16 protein-coding genes are annotated in these 19753 nt (G+C 62.7%); 5 read left to right on the top strand and 11 right to left on the bottom strand.

Translation table 11 applies throughout. The annotated features are described in order from the left end of the window. The first annotated feature begins 48 nt into the window (after positions 1–48). Positions 49–888, top strand: a complete 840-nt coding sequence (locus ACMRQN_RS08475; RefSeq protein WP_418734620.1) for a hypothetical protein — start codon at positions 49–51, stop codon at positions 886–888. Positions 889–1101: 213 nt separating this feature from the next. Here the strand turns inward: ACMRQN_RS08475 and ACMRQN_RS08470 are convergent, their stop codons facing one another. The 3 genes from ACMRQN_RS08470 to ACMRQN_RS08460 are packed head-to-tail and all read right to left on the bottom strand — an operon-like array spanning position 1102 to position 4632. Next, entirely contained in the window at positions 1102–3396 is a 2295-nt protein-coding gene (locus ACMRQN_RS08470; RefSeq protein WP_418734619.1) for a xanthine dehydrogenase family protein molybdopterin-binding subunit, read from the bottom strand. Beyond that, complete coding sequence (locus ACMRQN_RS08465) at positions 3389–3862, bottom strand: (2Fe-2S)-binding protein (protein WP_418734618.1); 474 nt, start codon at positions 3860–3862, stop codon at positions 3389–3391. Before ACMRQN_RS08465 ends, ACMRQN_RS08470 begins: the two co-directional genes overlap by 8 nt. Continuing rightward, complete coding sequence (locus ACMRQN_RS08460) at positions 3862–4632, bottom strand: FAD binding domain-containing protein (protein WP_418734617.1); 771 nt, start codon at positions 4630–4632, stop codon at positions 3862–3864. Before ACMRQN_RS08460 ends, ACMRQN_RS08465 begins: the two co-directional genes overlap by 1 nt. Positions 4633–4766: 134 nt before the next feature. On the opposite strand from ACMRQN_RS08460, the gene ACMRQN_RS08455 reads away from it, so the two are divergent. Then, positions 4767–5378, top strand: coding sequence for a nucleotidyltransferase family protein (locus ACMRQN_RS08455; RefSeq protein WP_418734616.1), 612 nt, complete (start codon positions 4767–4769; stop codon positions 5376–5378). 80 nt (positions 5379–5458) lie between these two features. On the opposite strand, the gene ACMRQN_RS08450 is transcribed toward ACMRQN_RS08455, so the two are convergent. The 6 genes from ACMRQN_RS08450 to ifcE form a co-directional block, all read right to left on the bottom strand. After that, a complete protein-coding gene (locus ACMRQN_RS08450) occupies positions 5459–6964 on the bottom strand; it encodes a uracil-xanthine permease family protein (protein ID WP_418734615.1) in 1506 nt (501 codons plus the stop codon). Between the two features lie 122 nt (positions 6965–7086). Further along, on the bottom strand, positions 7087–8367 hold the full coding sequence (gene hydF / locus ACMRQN_RS08445; RefSeq protein ID WP_418734614.1) for a [FeFe] hydrogenase H-cluster maturation GTPase HydF: 1281 nt from the start codon (positions 8365–8367) through the stop codon (positions 7087–7089). 61 nt (positions 8368–8428) lie between these two features. Then, on the bottom strand, positions 8429–9880 hold the full coding sequence (hydG, locus tag ACMRQN_RS08440) for a [FeFe] hydrogenase H-cluster radical SAM maturase HydG (protein WP_418734613.1): 1452 nt from the start codon (positions 9878–9880) through the stop codon (positions 8429–8431). A 24-nt stretch (positions 9881–9904) separates the two neighbouring features. After that, a complete protein-coding gene (gene hydE / locus ACMRQN_RS08435) occupies positions 9905–11011 on the bottom strand; it encodes a [FeFe] hydrogenase H-cluster radical SAM maturase HydE (RefSeq protein ID WP_418734612.1) in 1107 nt (368 codons plus the stop codon). Further along, positions 11012–12730: a [FeFe] hydrogenase, group A gene (locus tag ACMRQN_RS08430; RefSeq protein ID WP_418734611.1), complete on the bottom strand. Its 1719-nt coding sequence runs from the start codon at positions 12728–12730 to the stop codon at positions 11012–11014. It lies immediately after the preceding gene. After that, entirely contained in the window at positions 12723–14561 is a 1839-nt protein-coding gene (ifcE, locus tag ACMRQN_RS08425) for a putative FAD-dependent oxidoreductase IfcE (protein WP_418734610.1), read from the bottom strand. Before ifcE ends, ACMRQN_RS08430 begins: the two co-directional genes overlap by 8 nt. A 460-nt stretch (positions 14562–15021) precedes the next feature. Between ifcE and ACMRQN_RS08420 the strand changes: the two genes are divergently transcribed. From ACMRQN_RS08420 to ACMRQN_RS08410, 3 genes are all read left to right on the top strand, one after another. After that, positions 15022–15822 carry an SDR family NAD(P)-dependent oxidoreductase gene (locus ACMRQN_RS08420; RefSeq protein WP_418734609.1) on the top strand — a complete coding sequence of 267 codons (801 nt, stop codon included), beginning with the start codon at positions 15022–15024 and terminating at the stop codon, positions 15820–15822. Between the two features lie 295 nt (positions 15823–16117). Further along, on the top strand, positions 16118–17029 hold the full coding sequence (locus ACMRQN_RS08415) for an acetamidase/formamidase family protein (protein ID WP_418734608.1): 912 nt from the start codon (positions 16118–16120) through the stop codon (positions 17027–17029). Between the two features lie 223 nt (positions 17030–17252). Then, entirely contained in the window at positions 17253–18638 is a 1386-nt protein-coding gene (locus ACMRQN_RS08410; RefSeq protein ID WP_418734607.1) for an APC family permease, read from the top strand. A 233-nt stretch (positions 18639–18871) separates the two neighbouring features. Here ACMRQN_RS08410 and ACMRQN_RS08405 read toward each other — a convergent pair whose 3' ends face one another. Together ACMRQN_RS08405 and ACMRQN_RS08400 are read right to left on the bottom strand one after the other, a co-directional pair. Further along, entirely contained in the window at positions 18872–19240 is a 369-nt protein-coding gene (locus ACMRQN_RS08405; RefSeq protein WP_297149599.1) for a 3-hydroxyisobutyrate dehydrogenase, read from the bottom strand. A gap of 158 nt (positions 19241–19398) precedes the next feature. Next, complete coding sequence (locus ACMRQN_RS08400) at positions 19399–19734, bottom strand: HIRAN domain-containing protein (RefSeq protein WP_418734606.1); 336 nt, start codon at positions 19732–19734, stop codon at positions 19399–19401. Positions 19735–19753 lie beyond the last annotated feature (19 nt).

Here is a 19753-nt window from a genome sequence, read left to right as displayed (position 1 = left end):
CGGTGGCGCTACCAGCATGGCCCAGTTCCCCAACGAAAGGAGCCCGTCATGGCGAAAGCGGATAGGACAGGTCCGAAAGAGTTCATTTGCCCAGGTTGCGGAGCCATCATGAAGAACACGGCCTTCAGCCCCATCACCGAAACCTGCGGAGCGAAGCTCGTGGACGGCTGGCTTTGCAAGGACTGCGCCTCCAAGCTGCGTATCAAATATCCAATGTATTACGAGAAGGATAAGAAGTACTTCTACGAGAAAAAGGGCGATAGCTACGTTCGCGTAAAGTCGGAAGACGGCGGGCGGCCCGTTCTCACCGCGATCAAAAACGAGCTCTTCTACACAGACGAGTACAGCATCATCGACAACAGCACCACCAGCTACACCGAGCATTTGAACTTCGACCCGCTCGCAAAGCTGACTTCTAGCCAGGTGCGGGCTGAACTGGCAAGCATCGGTTCGTACCGCGAAGAAACGCGGCAGGAATTCGCCGGCGCCAAAAACGCTTTCGAGGTGCTCGAGGTCATGAACATGCCGAAGCTCAAGCCCTTACGCGTCGGCCTTCCGAACATCAAGCGCTACAAGGGCGCGATTGCGCTTGCAGGAATCGTGCGCCTGGGCGCCTTCCGCAAGGGCGACGTGGTCGAGATCCACCATGGCAACGAAACGCTGTCGGCGACGATCCTCACCGCTAGGGAATCGCGCCTCCACCTGAGCCTTTGGCTGTATCCGGCATACGCCTCCGCCTCGGGCAAATATCCCAAGGAAAGCAACATCGACGGCGGCGACCTCGAATCCGATAGAGCGGGAATCCTCGAGGGGATGCACGCCATAGTGATCTTAAGCCCGCAAGCCGCAGGCATCGCCCCCGGTGACGCCATCACGCTCCGCTCCTAGCGCAAGCGAAAGCGAAACAGCAAGGCTTTTCCTGTCAGGTGGGACGGGGCGAGGCGGGTGTCGGGCGGTTCGGCTCACTGCCTAACGGGAATCAGCCGAGGCGTGGTCGGACGAGTAACGCGAAAGCGAGACAAATCACCCGACCCCTGTCTCAGGAGGGGCGGGTTGGGAGCCTACCCGGCGCCCCGGCCCCTGCTCCTCAACCCCGTCGCGCTAGCTCGCCTCCGGTTTCGCGAGCAGGATATGCTCCGGCAGAATGGGAAGCTCGCGATGCCACACGCCCGTCGCCCGGTAGATCGCATGCGCTATCGCGGGAGCCGGCGTGTTGATGACGATCTCTCCGATGGATTTCGCGCCGAAGGGGCCCGTGGGCTCATAGGAGTGTTCGAACCCCACGTCGATCTGCCCCACGTCGAGGCGCGTGGGCAAACGGTAGGTGAACAGGCTCGACTCGCGGATGGCGCCCTTGGACGTGCGGGTGACGTCCTCCATGAGCGTGTGCCCGATGCCCTGCACGATACCGCCCTCGACCTGGATGCGCGCGAGCGCCGGGTTGATGGGAATGCCGCAGTCGACCACGGCGGCGAAGTTGAGCACCTCGACTGTGCCGGTCTCGCGATCGAGCTCGATTTCAGCCATGCCCACCATGAACGGCGGCGGGGACACCGGGGAGGAATGCATCGCGGTGGCCTCCGCCAGCTGACAGCTGTTGCATTGGCTTTTCTCGGCGATAGCGGGAAGGGAAACCGTCTCGCCCGTGCTTTCACGAACCACGCAGCCGCCTTCGAAGGCAAGCTCGTCCGCCGCGCACCCAAGGACCTCCGCCGCAATGGCGCAGAAGCGCTCCTTCAGCTGCACGCACGCCTTCTCGACGGCCATGCCGGTGACATACGTCGTCGAAGACGCGTAGGAGCCGGAGTCGTAGGGCGAGGCATCCGTGTCGGCGCCGAACACCGAAACATCGTCCACCGAGCATTCCATATGCTCGGCGACCATCTGGGCCAGAATGGTGTCGCAGCCCGTTCCCATGTCGGCCGCGCCGATGACCAGCATATAGGTCCCATCGTCGTTCAGCCTGACGGTGACCGACCCCGAGTCAATACCGGCGATGCCCGAGCCCTGCATGGACATGCCCACGCCCGCAGCGCGAACCTTGCCGTTGCCCATGTCGCGCACGGGGTATTTCGCTTCCCAGTCGAACATCTGGCGGCAACGGTCCAGGCAGCGATCGAGCGCACATGCGTTGGCCACCTCGTTGAAGTAGGCGGGCATGGTCATTCCCTCGCGCAGCATGTTCTGCTCGCGCAGCCCGATCGGGTCGCGGCGCAGCGTCTCGGCGAGCTCGTTCACCGTCGTTTCCACGGCGAACTGGCCCTGCGTCGCCCCGAAGCCTCGGTACGCGCCCGAAGGCTGCATGTTCGTGTACACCACGTCGGCCGTGAACTTGAACGCTTCGAGGGAACCCGTGTACAGGGGGATGGACTTGTGCCCGGTGAGACCCACCGTCGCCCAGCCGTGCTCGCCATATGCGCCCGAGTTCGACAGCGTCGTCACGTCGAGCGCACGGATGCGCCCATCGTCGTTCGCGCCGAGGCGAACCTTGATTTCCATCTCGTGACGCGGAGAGCCGCAGGTCTGGGCCTCTTTTCGCGTGAACACGCACATCGCGGGGCGGCCCGTCTTCATCGTGACGAACGCGGGATACACCTCACATACCGCGGTCTGCTTCGCGCCGAAACCGCCGCCGATGCGCGGCTTCTCCACGCGAATGCGGCTTTTCGGGATGCCCAGCGCATGGGACAAGATGCGGCGGACGTGGAACACGATCTGCGTGGACGAGATCACATGCAGGCGCCCGTAACGGTCCAGCTCGGTATACGTGCGGAAGGTCTCCATCATGGCCTGGTTGAAGGCCTTCGTGTGGTAGGTGCGCTCCAAAACGATGTCGCAGTCGGCGAACACCGCCTCCACATCACCGTCGGCGTCAGCGGTCGTGCCCACGAGGTTTCGTTTGTTGTCTCCGCCCAAGTCGCACAGCATATGCCAGTTGTCCTCGGGGTGCACGAGGGTGGGATTGTCCTTAGCGGCGCGGAAATCCAGCACGGGATCGAGCACGTCGTAGGTCACCTTGATGCGCGAAAGGGCTGCCTCGGCCGCCTTCTCGCTCTCGGCCGCCACGATAGCCACCACATCGCCCACATAGCGCACATGACGATCGATGATCAGGCGGTCGTAGGGGCTTGTCTCAGGATAGGTCTGCCCCGCGTTGCTGAAGCGCTCCCCCGGCACGTCTTCCCAGGTGAACACGTCAACCACGCCGGCAATCTTCTTCGCCTTCGACGTGTCGATATCCTCCACGATGGCGTTGGCATGAGGGCTTCTCAAAAGCTTCACCACAAGCGCGTCGGGCGCGATGTCCTCGGTAAACACGGGCTTGCCCAAAAGGAGCTGCAGCGAGTCCTTCTTGCGGACGGACTTGCCGACCGATTGGTAGTCGGGTCTATTCACGTGAGCTCCCTTCCTCGTTTCTGCTGGTGAGGAAGTTGCGAATGCCGCGCAACTGGCCCACATACCCCGAGCAGCGGCACAGGTTACCGGAAAGGTACGAAAGAATCTCCTCATCGGTAGGGTCGGGGTTCTCGCGCAAAAGCGCGATCGTGTTCATCACGAAGCCCGGGTTGCAGAAACCGCACTGCTCAGCGCCCTGATCGGCGATGAAACCCACGAACTCGGACGCTTCATCCTGCAGTCCCTCGAGGGTCTGCACGCTATGCCCATCGGCGCGGGCAACCAACGTGGAGCAAGACAGCACCGGCTCACCGTCGAGAAGCACCGTGCACAGACCGCAGGCAGACGTCTCGCAGCCGCGCTTCACGCTTAAGCAGCCATGGGCGCGAACGAAATCGATGAGCAGCATATCGGCCGAGACGTTGTCGGATACCGCCTTGCCGTTCAGCTTGATCGCAATCTCCATTACCGCACCTCCCCCAATGCCAGCAGGGTGCGACGCACAAGCACGGGTACCAGCGCGCGGCGATACTCCGCCGAGCCCCACATGTTCCCGGAAACAGGAACGGCACCCGCCGCGTAGTCGGCGAACGCCGCAGCGCTTTCCTCGGTAATGCCGCCAGCGAGAATGCCCCGCTCATCGCGAAGAAGCATCGCTCGCGCCGGGCGGGAACCCACGACGACGCGGTACTCCTCCCCCACCTTGGCCGCTGCGCAATTGAGCGTGGGCAGGTCGGTTCGCTGCTTGCGCACCGCCTGGTAGGCGAAGGCGCCCGGACGTTTCTTGACGATCAAGCGCACGAGGATGTCGTTGTCGTAGGGCATACGCACAAACTCCTCCAAGGGCACGACGCCGCCCTTGAAAAGCTCAACGGAGCTGTCCATGGCAAGGAATATCGCAACGACGTCAGAAAAGCCCATGCGGCGCCACAGGCTTCCGCCCAGCGTGGCGCCGTTGCGGAATTGCACGCCCACGATGTCGCGCAGCGCGGCCTTCACCGCGCCGCAGGAGTAAACGTCCAGGCCAGGATGCTTCTCCATCTGGCGCAGGGTCGCCATAGCGCCGATGCGAAACTCGCCTTCGGTCTCCTCGATCGCATCCAAACCCAAATCGCAAAGATCGATGGCAGTGCCGAAGGAATGGGTGCCCATCTTCAGCCACATCATGCCCCCGACCACGCGGTTGCGCTTCTTCTGATTGAGTTCCCACGCCTCTTCCAGGCTTTGCGGGCGCACGTATTTTTGGAAGGTAATAATGTCACTCGCCCCATTATTTGAGGTTTACATAGTCTTCGCTATTATACTGTGGCGCAGGGGGCATCCCCGAAAACACACCTGACCAACCATCGAATTTGCAGAGGCGCCCCATCATGACCCACCCCGCCCGAGGATCGCAGACAAAGCACGGATGCATCATCATGGCATCGGGCACGAGCACCCGCTTCGGAGCGAACAAGCTTATAGCCGAGCTCGGCGGCATGCCGCTTATCCAGCACGTGCTGCGAGCAACCGATGGGCTGTACAGCAGGCGCGTCGTGGTCACGCGGCACTCGGACGTGGCGCGCCTGTGCGATATGCGAGGGGTCGAAGCCGTCCTGCACGACGAGCCCCTAAGAAACGACACCGTGCGCTTGGGAATGGAAAAGATGGCGGACTGCGACACGGTCACGTTCGTTCAAGGTGATCAGCCGCTCGTCAGCGCAAACAGCCTCGCTGCGCTTCTTCGCGGCGCCGAGAGCCACCCTGATTGCATCTGGCGGGCAAGCTTTCGGGGCACGCCGGGCGCTCCCGTGCTCTTTCCCTCATGGTCGTTCGACGAGCTGCGATCGCTTCCGCCCGGCAAGGGCGGCGGCGTGGTCGCCAAGGCGCACAAGGAGCGCGTGCGCACCATCGAGGTTTCCAGCAAATGGGAGCTCTTCGACGTGGACACCCCCGATGACCTGCAAACCCTTCAAGCGCATCTCGAAAACAGGCTCAAATAGGGGCCGAACAGAAAGAAGGCGCCTCGCGGAATCGTCGTTCCACGGGGCGCCTTCTGCGCTTACGCTTTATCTGCTAACCTCTATGCGTTTGCGTCCGTTTTCGAAGCGATTGCCTTATCCTTGGGAAGAACGACGTTCAAGACGATGGCGACCGCCGCAGCGGCAACGATGCCGGAGCCGCCGAAGATGAGGCTTACCATCTGGGGAGAGCCCGCCAGGATAGCGGGATTGGCGCCGATGCCGTAGCCCAAGCCCAGCGCCACCGACACGATGCTCAGGTTGCGCGGCGTCAGCGGATCGCGCGTGATCAGCTGGATGCCGCTCACCACGATGGACGCGAACATGATAACGGCCGCGCCGCCCAAGACGGACTGCGGCATAATGGACACCACCGCGCCGAGCTTCGGGCACAGACCGCACAAAATCAGGAAGACGGCGCCGCAGGCCAGAGCCTTGCGGTTCACCATCTTGGTCATCGTGACCAGGCCCACGTTCTGGCTGAACGACGTGTTCGGCAGAACGCCGAAGAGAGCCGCAAAACTCGAGCCCACGCCGTCGCAGACCACGCCGCCGGAAAGCTCCTTGTCGGTCGCCTCGCGATCCATGCCGCCCTGCGTGACGCCGGAGATGTCGCCGACGGTCTCGACCGCCGTGACGATGAACATCACGAGCACGGGGGCAATGGCGCGCATGTCGAACACCGGCGCCACAGGCAGCGGGTTCGGGATGGCAAACCATGCCGCTGCAGCGACCTTATCCCAGTTCAAAACCCATGCCTTGGTGTACTCGACACCCTCGGAGTTGATGCCTGTGGTAGGCAGGACCAGCCCCATAATGCCCGCAACGACATAGCCGACGACGATACCGACCAGAATGGAAGACGCGCTGACGAAGCCCGTCGTCGCATGCTTCACCGCCAAGATGACGACGAGGACGATAAGCGCCAGGCACAGGTTCTCGGGGGAACCGAAATCAGCCGCGCTATTGCCGCCGCCGAACGCGTTGACGCCGACGCTGATGAGGCTCAGGCCGATAGAAAGGACGACGGTACCCGTAACGATGGACGGGAAGAAGCGGCGCAGCGGCTTCAGGAAGAAACCGAGCACAGCCTCGAACAGGCCGCCGATGATCGAAGCGCCCATGATGGCGCCGTAGGCAACAAGGCCGCCGCCCATCGACGCCGCTACGGAATTGAACACGCCGATGAAACCCGAAGACGTGCCCATGATGATAGGAACCCTACCGCCAACAGGGCCGATGCCGAAAAGCTGGACCAAGGTCACAACGCCTGCGATCCACATGGCGTTCTGCAGCAGCGCCAGCTGGACATCGGCGAACTCGGCTCCCGCCAGGCCGCACGCACCCGTCACGATCAAAAGCGGCGTCAGGTTGCCCACGAACATGGCCAAAACATGCTGCAATCCCAGGGGTATCGCCTGAGCGAGGGGCATGTCTCCCTCGAACGAGAAAACGCCGAGCGACCTCGCGCTGCCAGACGTCTTCTCCGAAGAAGCGGCCGCGGGCTTCTCTCCCGAAGCTTCTGAAGCCCGAGCCTCTGAAGCCGCCTCCTGTTTTTCCTCCACCATCTGAATCCCTCTCTAAAAGGACAGTAAAGTGAAAAAATAACACCGCAGGGCGCGCATTTGAAGAAGCAACAGGGATTTTTCCACGTAGGGTCTTAAATTCCGCCCCTTGATTCGGACCCGCATCACATAAGCGGCCGCAAGCTGCGCTCCAGGATGCCGTGCACGCAGGCGATTGCCGCGCCGTAGTTCACCATGGGCGTACCGCTCTTCGCCGCCACGCTCTGTCGCCAGTGCATCTCCTTCTCGTTGAGCATGCACCCGCCGCAATGCACCACCACGTCGTAGCCGCTGACGTCATCGGGAAACCCATGCCCCTGGGTGAACTCGAACGTCGGATTCGCGCCGCAATGGCCGCGAATCCACGCGGGCATCTTCACCGTTCCGATGTCCTCGCACTGACGATGGTGCGTGCAGCCCTCCGAGATGAGCACGCGGCTCTCGTCGGTAAGAGCACCGAGCACCGCCGCGCCTTCCACAAGCGTGCGCAGATCGCCCTTATATCGCGCCATGAGAAGGGAAAACGACGTGAGCGGCGTCGTTTCCGCAACGATGCGCGCAACCTTTTGGAACACTTGCGAGTCGGTGATCACGAGGCGGATGTCGCCAACCGCCGCAATAAGATCGGCAAGCTCTTCGGGCTGGCAGACGAGAGCGCTCGCGTGGGCATCGAGGACGTCGCGCAGAACGAGCTGCTGCGGCAAGATGATGCGGCCCTTCGGCGCCGATGAGTCGATGGGCACGACGAGCACCACCTTGTCGCCCGGCGAGAGCAGGTCGGCCACAACGCGGCGCTCACGCGTTGCCGAGCCGCCCACGTGCGCGAGGGCCTCTTTCAACTCGTTTATGCCCGCACCCGTGCGCGCGCTTGCGAGCACCTCTGCACGAACTGGGGAAACAGGGGCGGGGGCAGCATCGGGGGCAGCGACGACCTGGGGGGTGGGAGCGGCAGCGCCCGATGCGGCTCCCCCGATAGCGCCATCTGAACCCGCAGCCGCCTCTTCCCCAGGCAGAAGGTCGGCCTTGTTGCGCACCACGACAAAGGGCAGCCCGAGCTCCTCGAACAGGGAGATAAGCTCGCGCTCGGCGGCGACCGGCGCGCGCGTGGCGTCGGTCACGAGCACCGCCACATCGCAGCTGCGCAAGGTCTCGCGCGTGCGCTCGACGCGGCGCGCGCCCAGTTCCCCAACGTCATCGATGCCGGGAGTGTCTACGATATCGACCGGCCCGAGCGGCAGAAGCTCCATGGCCTTGCGCACCGGGTCAGTCGTGGTGCCAGCGACGTCGCTCACAAGCGCCACTTGCTGCCCGCACACAGCGTTCACCAGGCTCGACTTCCCCGCATTGCGCACCCCGAAGAAACCGATTCGCACGCGCTCGCCTGAAGGCGTCTCGTTCAAACCCATGTCGAAGCCGTCCTTTCGCCTTACCGTCGCAGCGCGCCTTCCGCACCGCGCGAAAACCTCGCTAAAACCTCAAATCGCGCTCGCCCTTGTGCACGACCGCCGAAATCGCCTCAGCACACTGGCGACGCCGTTTCTCGTCCTCGACCTTCTGCAACTCGCGCTCGATGAGCGCAAAGCCCTTTTGGGAGGTATCGGGCTTGGCGTAATCGGTCAGGTACTCCGCAAGCGTGACGAGCGCGTTGGGGTGACAATAATTCAAAATCTGCCCGTTTTTGCAGAAGCTCATGAACCGATCGCCCGTGCGCCCCGCGCGGTAGCACGCCGTGCAGAAGCTGGGCACATGCTCCTGATCAATCAGCCACGAGACCACGTCGTCGAGTGTGCGCTGGTCGCTCACGTCGAACTGCTCGGTGTCGTGCGGGCGCGCCTGCTCGGTGTAGCCGCCCACGCTCGTTCGGCTCCCACCCGAAATCTGGCTGATGCCGTAGCGCAGCGCGCGCTCCCGCACCGCCTGGCTCTCGCGCGTGGAGATGATCATGCCCGTGTAGGGCACGGTAATGCGGATGAGCGCGATGATCTTCTCGAACATCTCGTCGGGAATGCCGTTGTCGAACACGTCGGGGTCGATGTCCATGGCGGGCTTCACGCGCGGCACGCTGATGGTGTGCGGGCCCACGCCATGCACGGCCTCCAGGTGCTCCGCGTGCATGATGAGGCCCGCGAACTCGTAGCGATAGCTCTCGAGCCCGAGCAGCACGCCCAAGCCCACGTCGTCGATGCCGCCCTCCATGGCGCGGTCCATCGCCTCGGTGTGCCAGTTGAAGTCGCTTTTCGGCCCCGTCGGGTGCAGGCGCTTGTAGCCTTCCTTGTTGTACGTTTCCTGGAACAGGATATATGTGCCGATCTCGGCCTTCTTGAGCATGCGGTACTCGTCCACCGTCGTGGCGGCGATGTTCACGTTCACGCGGCGGATGGCGCCATTTTTGTGCTTGATGGAATAGATGGTGTCCATCGACTCCAAGATGTACTCGATGGGGTTGTGCTTTGGGTCCTCACCCGCCTCGATGGCCAGGCGCTTGTGGCCCATGTCCTGCAGCGCGATAACCTCGGCGCGAATCTCGTCCTGCGTGAGCTTGCGGCGCGGAATCTCGCGGTTCTTGGCGTGATAGGGGCAGTACAGGCAGCTGTTCACGCAGTAGTTCGACAGATACAGCGGCGCGAAAAGCACGATACGGTTGCCGTAATATGCCTGCTTGATGTCGTGCGCAAGCTGCTTGATGGCCTCGTTCACCCCCGCATCCTCGCAGGCCAGAAGCACGCTCGCCTCGCGATGGGTGATCATGGCTCCGTGCTCGTTTGCCGGGTGCAAATGGGGCTTGCACTTCTCCAGGATGTCGTAGCACATCTGCACGTCGTTCTTATGCGCGTCGGCGAAGGCGAGCGTCTCCAAGATCTCCTCGTCGTTGATGAACTCATCGGCGCAGAGCGATTTCGGGTTATACGAATACCCCATAGGGTCCTTCTTTCTTCAGTGCTTTCAAGCGCCCGACGGCAATCGCATCTCGGGCAGGGGCGCCATGTCACCGCGGTCGACGACGAGCTCGTGGCCGATCGACAGCATGCGCGCGCCCAAACAGCCGCGGCACTCCGCAGCCTCTTCACCCGTACATATCTTGTTATCGTACAAATCGTAGTCTTTGCGGCGATTAACCGGCGAAAGGTTCGGCATCACCACGTTTGCGCCCGCGAGGATGCCCCGCTCGCGCCCATCGGGAACGATCGTGCCGAGCGCCGTGGTTGCGGGAAGCAGCACATTCGGCTTGATGAGCCGGATGATCGACAGCAGATAGCACGTGAGCTCCGCCGTGCCCGGCGCAAAGGCGGAAAACGGCGTCGCGTGGTGCGGGACGAACGGGCCGATGCCGCACATCTCGGGCTGGAACCGCTCGATGAATTGCAGGTCGCACGCAAGATCGGTCGCGGTTTGGAACGGCGCACCCACCATGAAGCCGGCACCCACCGCATACCCGATCTCGCGCAAATCGGACAGACAGCGCATGCGGTTCTCAAGCGACATCTCGGCGGGATGCCAACGCCTGTAGAGCGTGGGGCTTGCCGTCTCGTGACGCAACAGGTAACGCCCAGCGCCCGCCTCATGCAGACGCTCGTAGCTCTCGCGGCTTCGCTCGCCGAACGACAGCGTGATCGCACAGTCGGGATGCGCCGCATGGATGCGCTCCACAATGCCGCACAGCACGTCATCGGTGAAGAAGGGGTCTTCCCCACCCTGCAAAACGAACGTGCGAAATCCCAGCTCGTAGCCTGTGTCCGCACATTCGACGATCTCGTCGGCGGAGAGGCGGTAGCGGCGTGCAGAGGTGTTCGACCGGCGGATGCCGCAGTACAGGCAATCGTTCTTGCAGAAGCTCGACACCTCGATGAGCCCGCGGGTGAACACCTTCGTGCCGTATACCCGCCTGCGCACGGCATCGGCGCGACTCGCAAGCTCACGGGCCGTGCCGGGCGTGCGCTGCGCGATGAGCCGCTCGTATTCGCCAAGCGAAAGCGAGCGGGTGCGGCACAGCTTGTCGATGAGGAGCGCGAGCCCCTCATCGGCTTCACTGCTATGTAAGTCGTGGGGCACCTAGATATCCCACGTCAGCTGATCGGTGTGGAGCAGCTTCTCGGCCTTCTCGGAAAGCGGGCGGCCGTAGAGTCTCTCGTAGAGCGCCGCGATGTCGGGGTTCTCGTGCGAGTAGCGCAGCACGTCGGCCCCGTCGAGCGAGTTGAGCACCGCAGCACGCTCGCGCGCGAGCTCCTGGTTGAAGGCGATCGGCTGGCCGCCGCCGCCCACGCAGCCGCCCGGGCAGGCCATAATCTCGACGAAGTCGTAGCTTGCCTCGCCCGATTCGAGCGCGTCGAGCAGCGCCGCCGTATTCTCCAGACCGCTCGCGATGGCGATGCGAAGCTGCAGGCCCGCGATCTCAAGCGTCTTGTCGACCCAGGGCTTATCGGGCGTCGCCGCCGTGGTGTCGCACGTGCTGAAGTCGGGGTTTTCGCCCGTGAGGAAGAACGCGGCCGAACGAAGCGCCGCCTCCATCACGCCGCCCGTGCGCCCGAAGATGGTTCCCGCGCCCGTGGAGGTTCCCAGCGGGTCGTCGAACTTCTGCTCGGGCAGCGCGGCGCAGTCCACGCTGAACATGCGCAGCATGCGATCGAACTCGCGCGTGGTGAGCACGGCGTCGACATCCTGGCCAGCCTCTGAGGACAGCTGAGGGACGCCCGCCTCGTATTTCTTGGCGACGCACGGCATAACGGAGACGACGAAGATGCGTTTTCCCCGCTCGGCAGCTTGTTCGGACAGAAGCGCCTTCGCCGTGGCGCCCAGCATCTGGTGCGGGGACTTGCTCGAGGAAAGCTGCGCGACAAACTGCGGGTAGTGCAGCTTGGCGAAGCGCACCCAGCCCGGGCAGCAGCTCGTGAACATGGGCCGCGGCTTGCTTTCCTTGACCCATTCGATGAACTCGTTCGCTTCCTCCATAATGGTGAGGTCGGCGGCGAAGTCGGTGTCGTAGACGTAGTCGAAGCCGAGCGCGCGCAATGCCGACACCATGCGGCCCTGCGTGGCCTGCTCGCGGGCAAGGCCCACGCCCTCGCCCCACGCCGAGCGGATGGCGGGCGCGACCTGGACCACCGTTATCGTCTGGGGGTCTGCAAGCGCCGCGAGCACGTTGTCAGTGTCGTCGCGCGCAGTAAGGGCGCCCGTCGGGCAATGGGTAATGCACTGGCCGCAGAGAGCACAGCCTGCATCGGCGATGTGCGCACCGCCAGCGACCCGCACGCCCCGATTTGCCGCGGGGCCGGACATCTCCCACACCGAGCAGTGCTGCACCTTGGCGCACTCGGCAACGCAGCGCATGCAGCGGATGCATTTGGTGGCGTCGCGCTGCAAGGGGAATTCCCCATCCCACGCTTCGAAGGCGAACACGGGGTCGCGCTCCAAGTCCGCCACGCCGAGCGAGTTCGCGAGATTTTGCAGCGCGCAGGTACCGCTGCGCTTGCACGTGGTGCATTCGCTACGATGACCTGCGAGAATGGTCTTCACGTTCTGGCGACGGACGGAGATGGCGCGCGGGGTCGCCGTGCGCACGGCCATACCGTCGAACACGGGGGTGTTGCAGGCGGCGGCCAGGCCGTCCTGCCCTTCGACCTCGACCACGCACACGCGGCACGAGCCGATCTCGTTAATCTTCGCCATGTAACACAGCGTCGGGATGTCGACGCCGGCGAGCTTCGCGGCATCCAAGATGGTGGAGCCCTCGAGGACCTCTACGGCCACACCGTCGATGGTAACCTTACACATATTGGACCCTTCCCTCGTCAAGAACACCGCAGCCGAAATGATCGCAGCGCAGGCAGCGACGCGCTTCCTGGAACGCCTCTTCGGCCGACATCTCCACCTCGACCGCATCGAAGTCCCCCTTGCGCTCGCGCGCGGGGCGCTCCACGATGTTCACGCGGCCGCAGGGCTGACGCCAGTTCGCAGCCGCAGGAGGAACCTCGACGCCGCAATCAAGCTCGTGGTTGAATCCCAGGTAGTCGTCGATATTGCGCGCGGCGACTTTGCCGGCGCCGATGGCGATGATCACGGTCTTCGGGCCCACCTGGCAGTCGCCGCCCACAAACACGTTGTCGAGCGAACCCACCGATTTCAAGCCGTCGTCCGCCTCGAAGTAGGTGCGGTCGGCTTGCATGCCCGCCTCTTCAAACGGCGCGCTCTCGATGTCTTGTCCAACGGCGATGAGCACCACGTCGGCGGGCATGCGAACAAGCGGCTTGTCCGCCTTCTGCGGAGCTGGGCGGCCGCGCTTCACGGGGCCGATGAACTGCGGCTGGGTGTGCAGCGCCACCGCGCGCCCGTCTTCGACCTCGATATGGTCGGGTGCCTGCAGGGTCATCATTTCGACGCCTTCCTGCATAGCGGAGTCGATTTCCGCGCGCAGCGCCGTCATGTCCTCGAGGCGGCGACGATAGGCGACCGTCACGCTCGCGGCGCCGGCACGCACGCTCGTGCGCGCGCAGTCCATGGCGACGTTGCCGCCACCGACGACCACCACGTTCTTGCCCGTGAAGTCGGGATAGTCGCCATCGCCGATCTTGGTGAGCAGGTCGACGGCGCTCATGACGCCCTCGGCGTCGGCCCCATCGAGCTTTAAGGTCTTGCCGCCCTGCGCGCCGATGGCCACATACACCGCGTCGTACTCTTCCGAAAGACGGCGCATGCCCTCAGCATCGATGCGCACCTCCGTGTGCACAGTGACGTTGCCCGCCGACACGATGGCGCTGATGTCCTCGTCGAGGCGCTCGCGCGGGAAGCGGTACGCCGGGATGCCATAGCGCATCATGCCGCCGAGCTGCTTGCGCATCTCGAGCACATGCACCTCATGTCCCATAAGGGCGCAGAAGTATGCGCAGGTCAGGCCAGAGGGGCCGCCACCCACGATGGCGACTTTCTTGCCCGTGGGCGCGGCGGGGGCGGGAGTCGGCACCTGATCGGCGGCGAGCTGGTCGACCGCGAACTTCTTGATGCCCCGGATGTTGATCGGCGCATCGATGAGCGTGCGGCGGCAGCGATTCTCGCACGGATGCTCGCACACGAACGCGCACGCCGTGGGGAACGGGTTGTCCTTGCGAATCATGCCGATCGCCCCGGCGTAATCGCCTGAGCCCGCAAGCGCGATGTAGGCCGGCACGTTCACGTGTGCCGGGCACAGCGTTTCGCACGGCACCGTCTGTGCGACGCCTTCGCGACATTTTCCCTGCTTGACGTGGCTTTCGAACTCTTCCTTAAACGTATCGAGGCCCGCAAGGAGCACTTCGGCTGCATGCCAGCCGATGGCGCAGTCGGCGGTGTCGCGCACGACTACGGCCTGGGCGCGGATCTCGTCGATCGCATCGGGCTCGGCGTCGAACGCGAGCACCTCTTCGAGCAGCGTCTCGATATGGGCTATGCCCTCGCGGCACGGCACGCACTTGCCGCACGTTTGGCATCCGCCCGCACGCAGCAGGTCGAGCTGCATCGCAACGGCGCACATACCAGGCGGCGTAGCCTCCACCCTGCGCTCATACTCGTCCAAAAACGTTGCGAACTTGGCGTCGTCCTTGGCGCGCGGCGCGACCGATAGTCTTGCCATATGACCCCCCTCATCGTTTAAGTGATGAAATGTGATAGAATGTGACACGTGTATGGCATGCGTCGTCATCACGGTTTCCTCACCCTACCATTACGCTATGAAAGCCCGCAAACCCCAATCGCCGAAGCGGGAATCTGCGGCCATCAGCGGCATAGGGGTTTGCAAGCGCACCGTTATCACTCGTTGCGACATCTCTCCTTCCCCTTTCTTTTCCTGCCGCGTGAGCGCGCTTTATCTGCTTCGCTTCCTCGTTATTCTTGATGCAGGATTGTCGCTGCTTGAGGGACGCCGCCGCACCTTGTTCCCCCCGCCTTCCTCTTCTCCCGTCCATCGCGCAGGACGGGCAGAATCTACCGCTGGGCAAGCTCGCAGAAATTGATTGCTACCTCGCAAGCCACATATGGCTAGAATCGGCCCATACCCCAATCGCAGGGGGAATCCCCATCAATAAGGAGGACCCATGGGCTTCTACAGTGGAAAGACCGCCATCGTCACGGGTGCCGGCTTCGCGGCACTGAAGGACGGCTCCGCCGGATCGATCGGCTACGGCATCGCCACGGCGTTCGCCAAGGAAGGCGCGAACCTTGTCATCACCGGCCGCAACGAGAAGAAACTCAACGCCGCGAAGGAGAAGCTCGAGAGCGCTTACGGCATCGAAGTGCTGACCGCGCAGGCAGACATCAACGCGTCCGCCGACAACAAGGCGGTTGCGCAGGGCGTCGTCGACGAGGCGATGGCCAAGTTCGGGCGCATCGATTTCCTCGTGAACAACGCGCAGGCGTCCGCGTCGGGCGTTACGCTCGCCGACCACACCCCCGAGCAGTTCGATCTCGCCATCTACTCCGGCCTCTACGCAGCCTTCTACTACATGCAGGCCTGCTACCCGCATCTTAAGGAGACGAAGGGTTCCGTCGTAAACTTCGCGAGCGGCGCCGGCCTGTTCGGCAACTATGGGCAGTGCGCCTACGCAGCCGCCAAAGAGGGAATCCGCGGCCTGACGCGCGTCGCGGCAACCGAGTGGGGTCCGGACGGCATCAACGTGAACATCGTGTGCCCGCTTGCATGGACCGCCGCCTTGGAGAACTTCAAGGAGCAGTACCCCGAGGCATACGAGGCCAACGTCCACATGCCGCCGATGGGCCACTACGGCAACGTCGAGACCGAGATCGGGCGTGCGGTCGTTCAACTCTGCGGCCCCGACTTCAAGTTCATGAGCGGCGAGACCATCACGCTCGAAGGCGGCATGGGCCAGCGCCCGTAAGCTGCTTCCGCCGCGTGTCCCCAAACCTCCGCGAACGACTTTTCGAGAATCAACGCGAACGCCCGAGGCGCAGGTCGGTTGAACCCGACACGCCCCGGGCGTTTTGCGTCACAGGGTTGCGCGCGAGACGGCCCCCAACTCCGCCCGACCCTGTCCCACGCCGAGGCGATACGCGCCGCGATGCCGATAAGGTGTAGAATCGCCTCATCGGCATCGGCGTCGCAAGCGGAAAGCCCCACGGCAGCCCCGCGGCACAACCTCACGATGCCATGCAGCCAACGAAAGGATGAGCATCATGCAGGTTATCACCGACCAGGTCACCGTGTTCTCGAAGGACAACAAGCCATGCGCCACCGCCAAGCCGGGCGAAGTGCTGCTGTTTAAGACGCTCGATTGCTTCAGCAACCGCATCCCCGACGAGCAGACGACGATGGCCGACCTGGATTACTCCTACGGCTTCGCAAATCCCGCCGCCGGCCCCGTCTACATCGAAGGTGCGGAGCCCGGCGACGTGCTCGTCGTCGACATCTTCGACGTGGAAGTCACCGATGAGGGAACCATCGCCACCGACGACCACTGCGGCCCGCTCTTCGAGACGACGGGCTATCGCACCAAAAAGATTCCCATCAAAGACGGCATGGCCACGTTCAACGATGTCAGCTTCCCCATCGATCCGATGATCGGCGTCATCGGCACCGCGCCTTCCGGCCCCGACGTCATCGACGGCTTCGTCGGCAGCCACGGCGGCAACATGGACAACAAGAAGATCACCAAGGGCACGCGCCTGTACTTCCCCGTCCGCGTCCCCGGCGCGCTGCTGCAGATGGGCGACGTGCACGCCACGATGGGCGACGCCGAGCTGTGCGGCACCGGCATCGAAATCCCGGCGGAAATCACCTGCCGCGTGCAGCTGGTGAAGGACTTCGAGCTGAACTGGCCAGTGCTCGAAACCTTCGGCGAGGGCGGCAAGTGGTACGTGAACAGCTGCGGCGAGCATTACGAGCAGGCTCTCATGAACGGATCGAAGGAGCTGCAGCGCCTGCTGATGCGCGTCACCGGCTGGGATGCCGTTGAAACCTACATGTACATGTCGGTGCAAAGCGACGTCGAAGTGAACCAAGGCTGCGAGCCGTGCGAAGTCGACGTGTCGCTGCGCATCGGTACCCCGAAGCTGACGCAGTTCCCCGTGCTGATTCCCCAGCCGTAAGGTTTCGCGCTTCCGCAGCGCACGCTGGGGAAGGCCGAGGGCGCAAAAAACTAACCACTCACCAAGAAATGGTTGCCGTTCCGTTCGAATCGGCAACCATTTCACTATTTAATGAACGATACAGTGCTTTATCGTGCTAAAGTTCACCCTATTACTCAGAGCCGGATAGCGCTTCTGGCTCTGCGTAATGCTTTTTCCTATCGAGATAATGAAAGGAAGGGAAATGGCAGAGCAGAAAGTCTCCGCAGAAAGCGGAGGAATCGAGGCCTTCGGCTACAAGCAGGAGCTGCGCCGCGGCCTCACGCTGAAGGACGTCATTCTCTACGGCGTGTTGTTCATGGTTATCATCGCGCCGCAGTCGATTTACGGTGAGATTCAGCAGGAATCCGGCGGTATGACCCCGCTGGTGTACATCATCGGCTTCATCGCCATCAGCTTCACCGCAATGGGCTATATGCACATGTCGAAGCGCTTCCCCATCGCGGGTTCGGTGTACTCCTACGTGCAGCGCGGCATCAATCCGCATGTCGGTTTCGTCGCTGGCTGGCTTATCCTTTTGGACTACATCTTCGTCCCCTCGCTTCTTCTGGTTATGGTGGCGAACTGGGGTGTAGCGCTCATCCCGGGAAGCCCCTGGTATCTGTGGGTCCTCGTGTTCGTGGCGTTCAACACGATCGTCAACATCCGAGGCATCACCATGCAGAAGGGCGTCGACTGGGTCATCTTCGCAATCGAGATCCTCGCGGTCATCGCTTTCATCGCCCTGGGCACGAACTTCATCTTAGGTGGCGGCGGCTCCGGCGAGTTCACCATGGACCCGATTTATCAGCCCGGCAAGGTCGATGTGCACTTCATCGCGGCAGCTTGCTCCATCGCGTGCCTGTCGTTCCTCGGCTTCGACGGTATGTCCACGCTCGCTGAGGAAACCGAAAAGCCTGAAAAGACCATCGGCAAGGGCATCATCATCGCTCTGTGCATCATGGTCGTCGTGTTCGTCGCGCAGACCTACATCGCCGCGCTCATCCAGCCCGATTGGCAGAACATCGACCCTGAAATGGGCTTCTTCGACGCCGCTCTGGCCTGCGGCGGCCCCGTCTTCTACAAGCTGCTGCTCATCGTGAACATCGTGGCCGTGGGCATCGCGAACATCATGAACGCACAGACCGCGTCCGCCCGCCTGCTTTACTCCATGGGCCGCGACGGCGTGATCCCGCGCGCGTTCGGCAAGGTGCACCCGAAGTTCCAGACGCCCTGGTTCGCCGCTATCGCAATCGGCTGCGTCTCGCTCATTCTGCCGCTGTTCCTCGACATGGCGACGCTGTCCCGCTTCGTCAACTTCGGCGCGCTGTCCTCGTTCGTGCTGCTGAACATCGCCGTGTTCGTCTTCTTCTTCATCAAGGAGAAGAAGCGCAACAGCTTCGGCGACATCGTGAAGTACCTGATCTGCCCGGTCCTCGGCGTACTCATCCTGCTGTACGTGTTCACCGGCTTCGACGTGCCGACCTACATTGTGGGCGTCGCATGGCTCGTCATCGGCCTTATCATCGGTGCCGTGAAATCAAAGGGCTACAAGGAAGTCCCCGAGGCTTTCAAGAATCTGGAAGTGTAGCGCTTCATCGCGTTACCCAGGCTTAAACTTCGCCTTTAAGCAAGCCGCCTCGCAGCTATCCGCGAGGCACACTCGACAGGCCGCGTGTCCCGCACACGCGGCCTGTTTTGCATTTGCGGGAAGACAAAGGGAGAGCGAAACCGCCGAATCCCCTCCTATCGTGCGCCAAAACAAAAGCGCGCGGACCTTGAAGGACCCGCGCGCTCGATGCATAGTTTGCGACGTGAGATGTATTACAGCTCGATGCGGCCGAACTTCGCAAGCAGCTCAGAGGCGGCGGCACAGGAGGGGCAATTGCAGTACTTGGCGCCCGCCTCCTTGCGCGCAAGCTGCGCTTCGAGCATTTTTGCGGCGGCCTCTTCGCCCATCATTTCCTTCGCCGGGCCCTGAGCGAACGCGATAACGCCATCGATCGTGGTGGGACGCCCCTCAAGGAAGTCGAGCAGCTTGGTGGTCGCAGCCTCAACAGCGGCGTCACTGCTGTCGGCGGCAACAGCGTCTTTCCAGGCAGCAGCCGCGTCCTTGGTGTCCTGCTTGCTCGTGTCAGCAGTGGCGAGGATGCCCGCGCGCTCGGCAACGTAATCGAACAGTTCCTTCTCCATGATGAACCTCCTTGGTTGCGCGTATATTCCTGCGGACATTATAGGGCGCCGTCAGTGCAATCCAAGTTATCGTCCCAAGAAAACCGAAGGAGACATGCCGTCGAGGGTCTTCGGAAACCGCCAAAAGCCCTTTCCCGAACAGCTCGCCTCGCCTTGCACTATTCCCCTTTCACCTTGTCGGTCATGTAAAGCCCGACGCGAACCTGATTCCAGGTTTCAGCCTTTTTGTCAACCTTAAGAATGCGGCACTCAAGCACGTCGTCGTGGCCGAAGCGGAGCAACTGGGCTGCAAGGTCGTTCTGATCGCGGGGAATGTAGCCGAGCTTCACGTCCTTGCGATAGATGGCGACGGCGTTGGGATCCGCCGGATTGTGCGGCTCCGCAACGAGGCGCAGCTTCTTGCCCGGCTTAAGCTTGGAAATCACCTTTGCACCATCCCAGTAACGCATTCCGGCAACGTTGAAATCCGCGACGTAGCGAGAACTCGAGCTCATAATCGAAGCCGTCCTTCCT

The organism is Ellagibacter sp. (assembly GCF_048412355.1).
Lineage (GTDB): Bacteria > Actinomycetota > Coriobacteriia > Coriobacteriales > Eggerthellaceae > Ellagibacter.
Note: the sequence above shows the minus strand (reverse complement) of the source record. Positions and strands in the feature narration are given on the sequence as shown.

Excerpts from the sequence above, each read along its gene's own strand:
- ACMRQN_RS08430 (WP_418734611.1), bottom strand. The coding sequence starts at position 12,730 with ATGTGTAAGGTTACCATCGACGGTGTGGCCGTAGAGGTCCTCGAGGGC.
- ACMRQN_RS08405 (WP_297149599.1), bottom strand. The coding sequence starts at position 19,240 with ATGGAGAAGGAACTGTTCGATTACGTTGCCGAGCGCGCGGGCATCCTC.
- ACMRQN_RS08475 (WP_418734620.1), top strand. The coding sequence starts at position 49 with ATGGCGAAAGCGGATAGGACAGGTCCGAAAGAGTTCATTTGCCCAGGT.
- ACMRQN_RS08410 (WP_418734607.1), top strand. The coding sequence starts at position 17,253 with ATGGCAGAGCAGAAAGTCTCCGCAGAAAGCGGAGGAATCGAGGCCTTC.
- ACMRQN_RS08465 (WP_418734618.1), bottom strand. The coding sequence starts at position 3,862 with ATGGAGATTGCGATCAAGCTGAACGGCAAGGCGGTATCCGACAACGTC.
- hydG (WP_418734613.1), bottom strand. The coding sequence starts at position 9,880 with ATGGGGTATTCGTATAACCCGAAATCGCTCTGCGCCGATGAGTTCATC.
- hydF (WP_418734614.1), bottom strand. The coding sequence starts at position 8,367 with ATGGGTTTGAACGAGACGCCTTCAGGCGAGCGCGTGCGAATCGGTTTC.
- ACMRQN_RS08400 (WP_418734606.1), bottom strand. The coding sequence starts at position 19,734 with ATGAGCTCGAGTTCTCGCTACGTCGCGGATTTCAACGTTGCCGGAATG.
- ifcE (WP_418734610.1), bottom strand. The coding sequence starts at position 14,561 with ATGGCAAGACTATCGGTCGCGCCGCGCGCCAAGGACGACGCCAAGTTC.
- ACMRQN_RS08450 (WP_418734615.1), bottom strand. The coding sequence starts at position 6,964 with ATGGTGGAGGAAAAACAGGAGGCGGCTTCAGAGGCTCGGGCTTCAGAA.
- ACMRQN_RS08455 (WP_418734616.1), top strand. The coding sequence starts at position 4,767 with ATGACCCACCCCGCCCGAGGATCGCAGACAAAGCACGGATGCATCATC.
- ACMRQN_RS08415 (WP_418734608.1), top strand. The coding sequence starts at position 16,118 with ATGCAGGTTATCACCGACCAGGTCACCGTGTTCTCGAAGGACAACAAG.
- ACMRQN_RS08420 (WP_418734609.1), top strand. The coding sequence starts at position 15,022 with ATGGGCTTCTACAGTGGAAAGACCGCCATCGTCACGGGTGCCGGCTTC.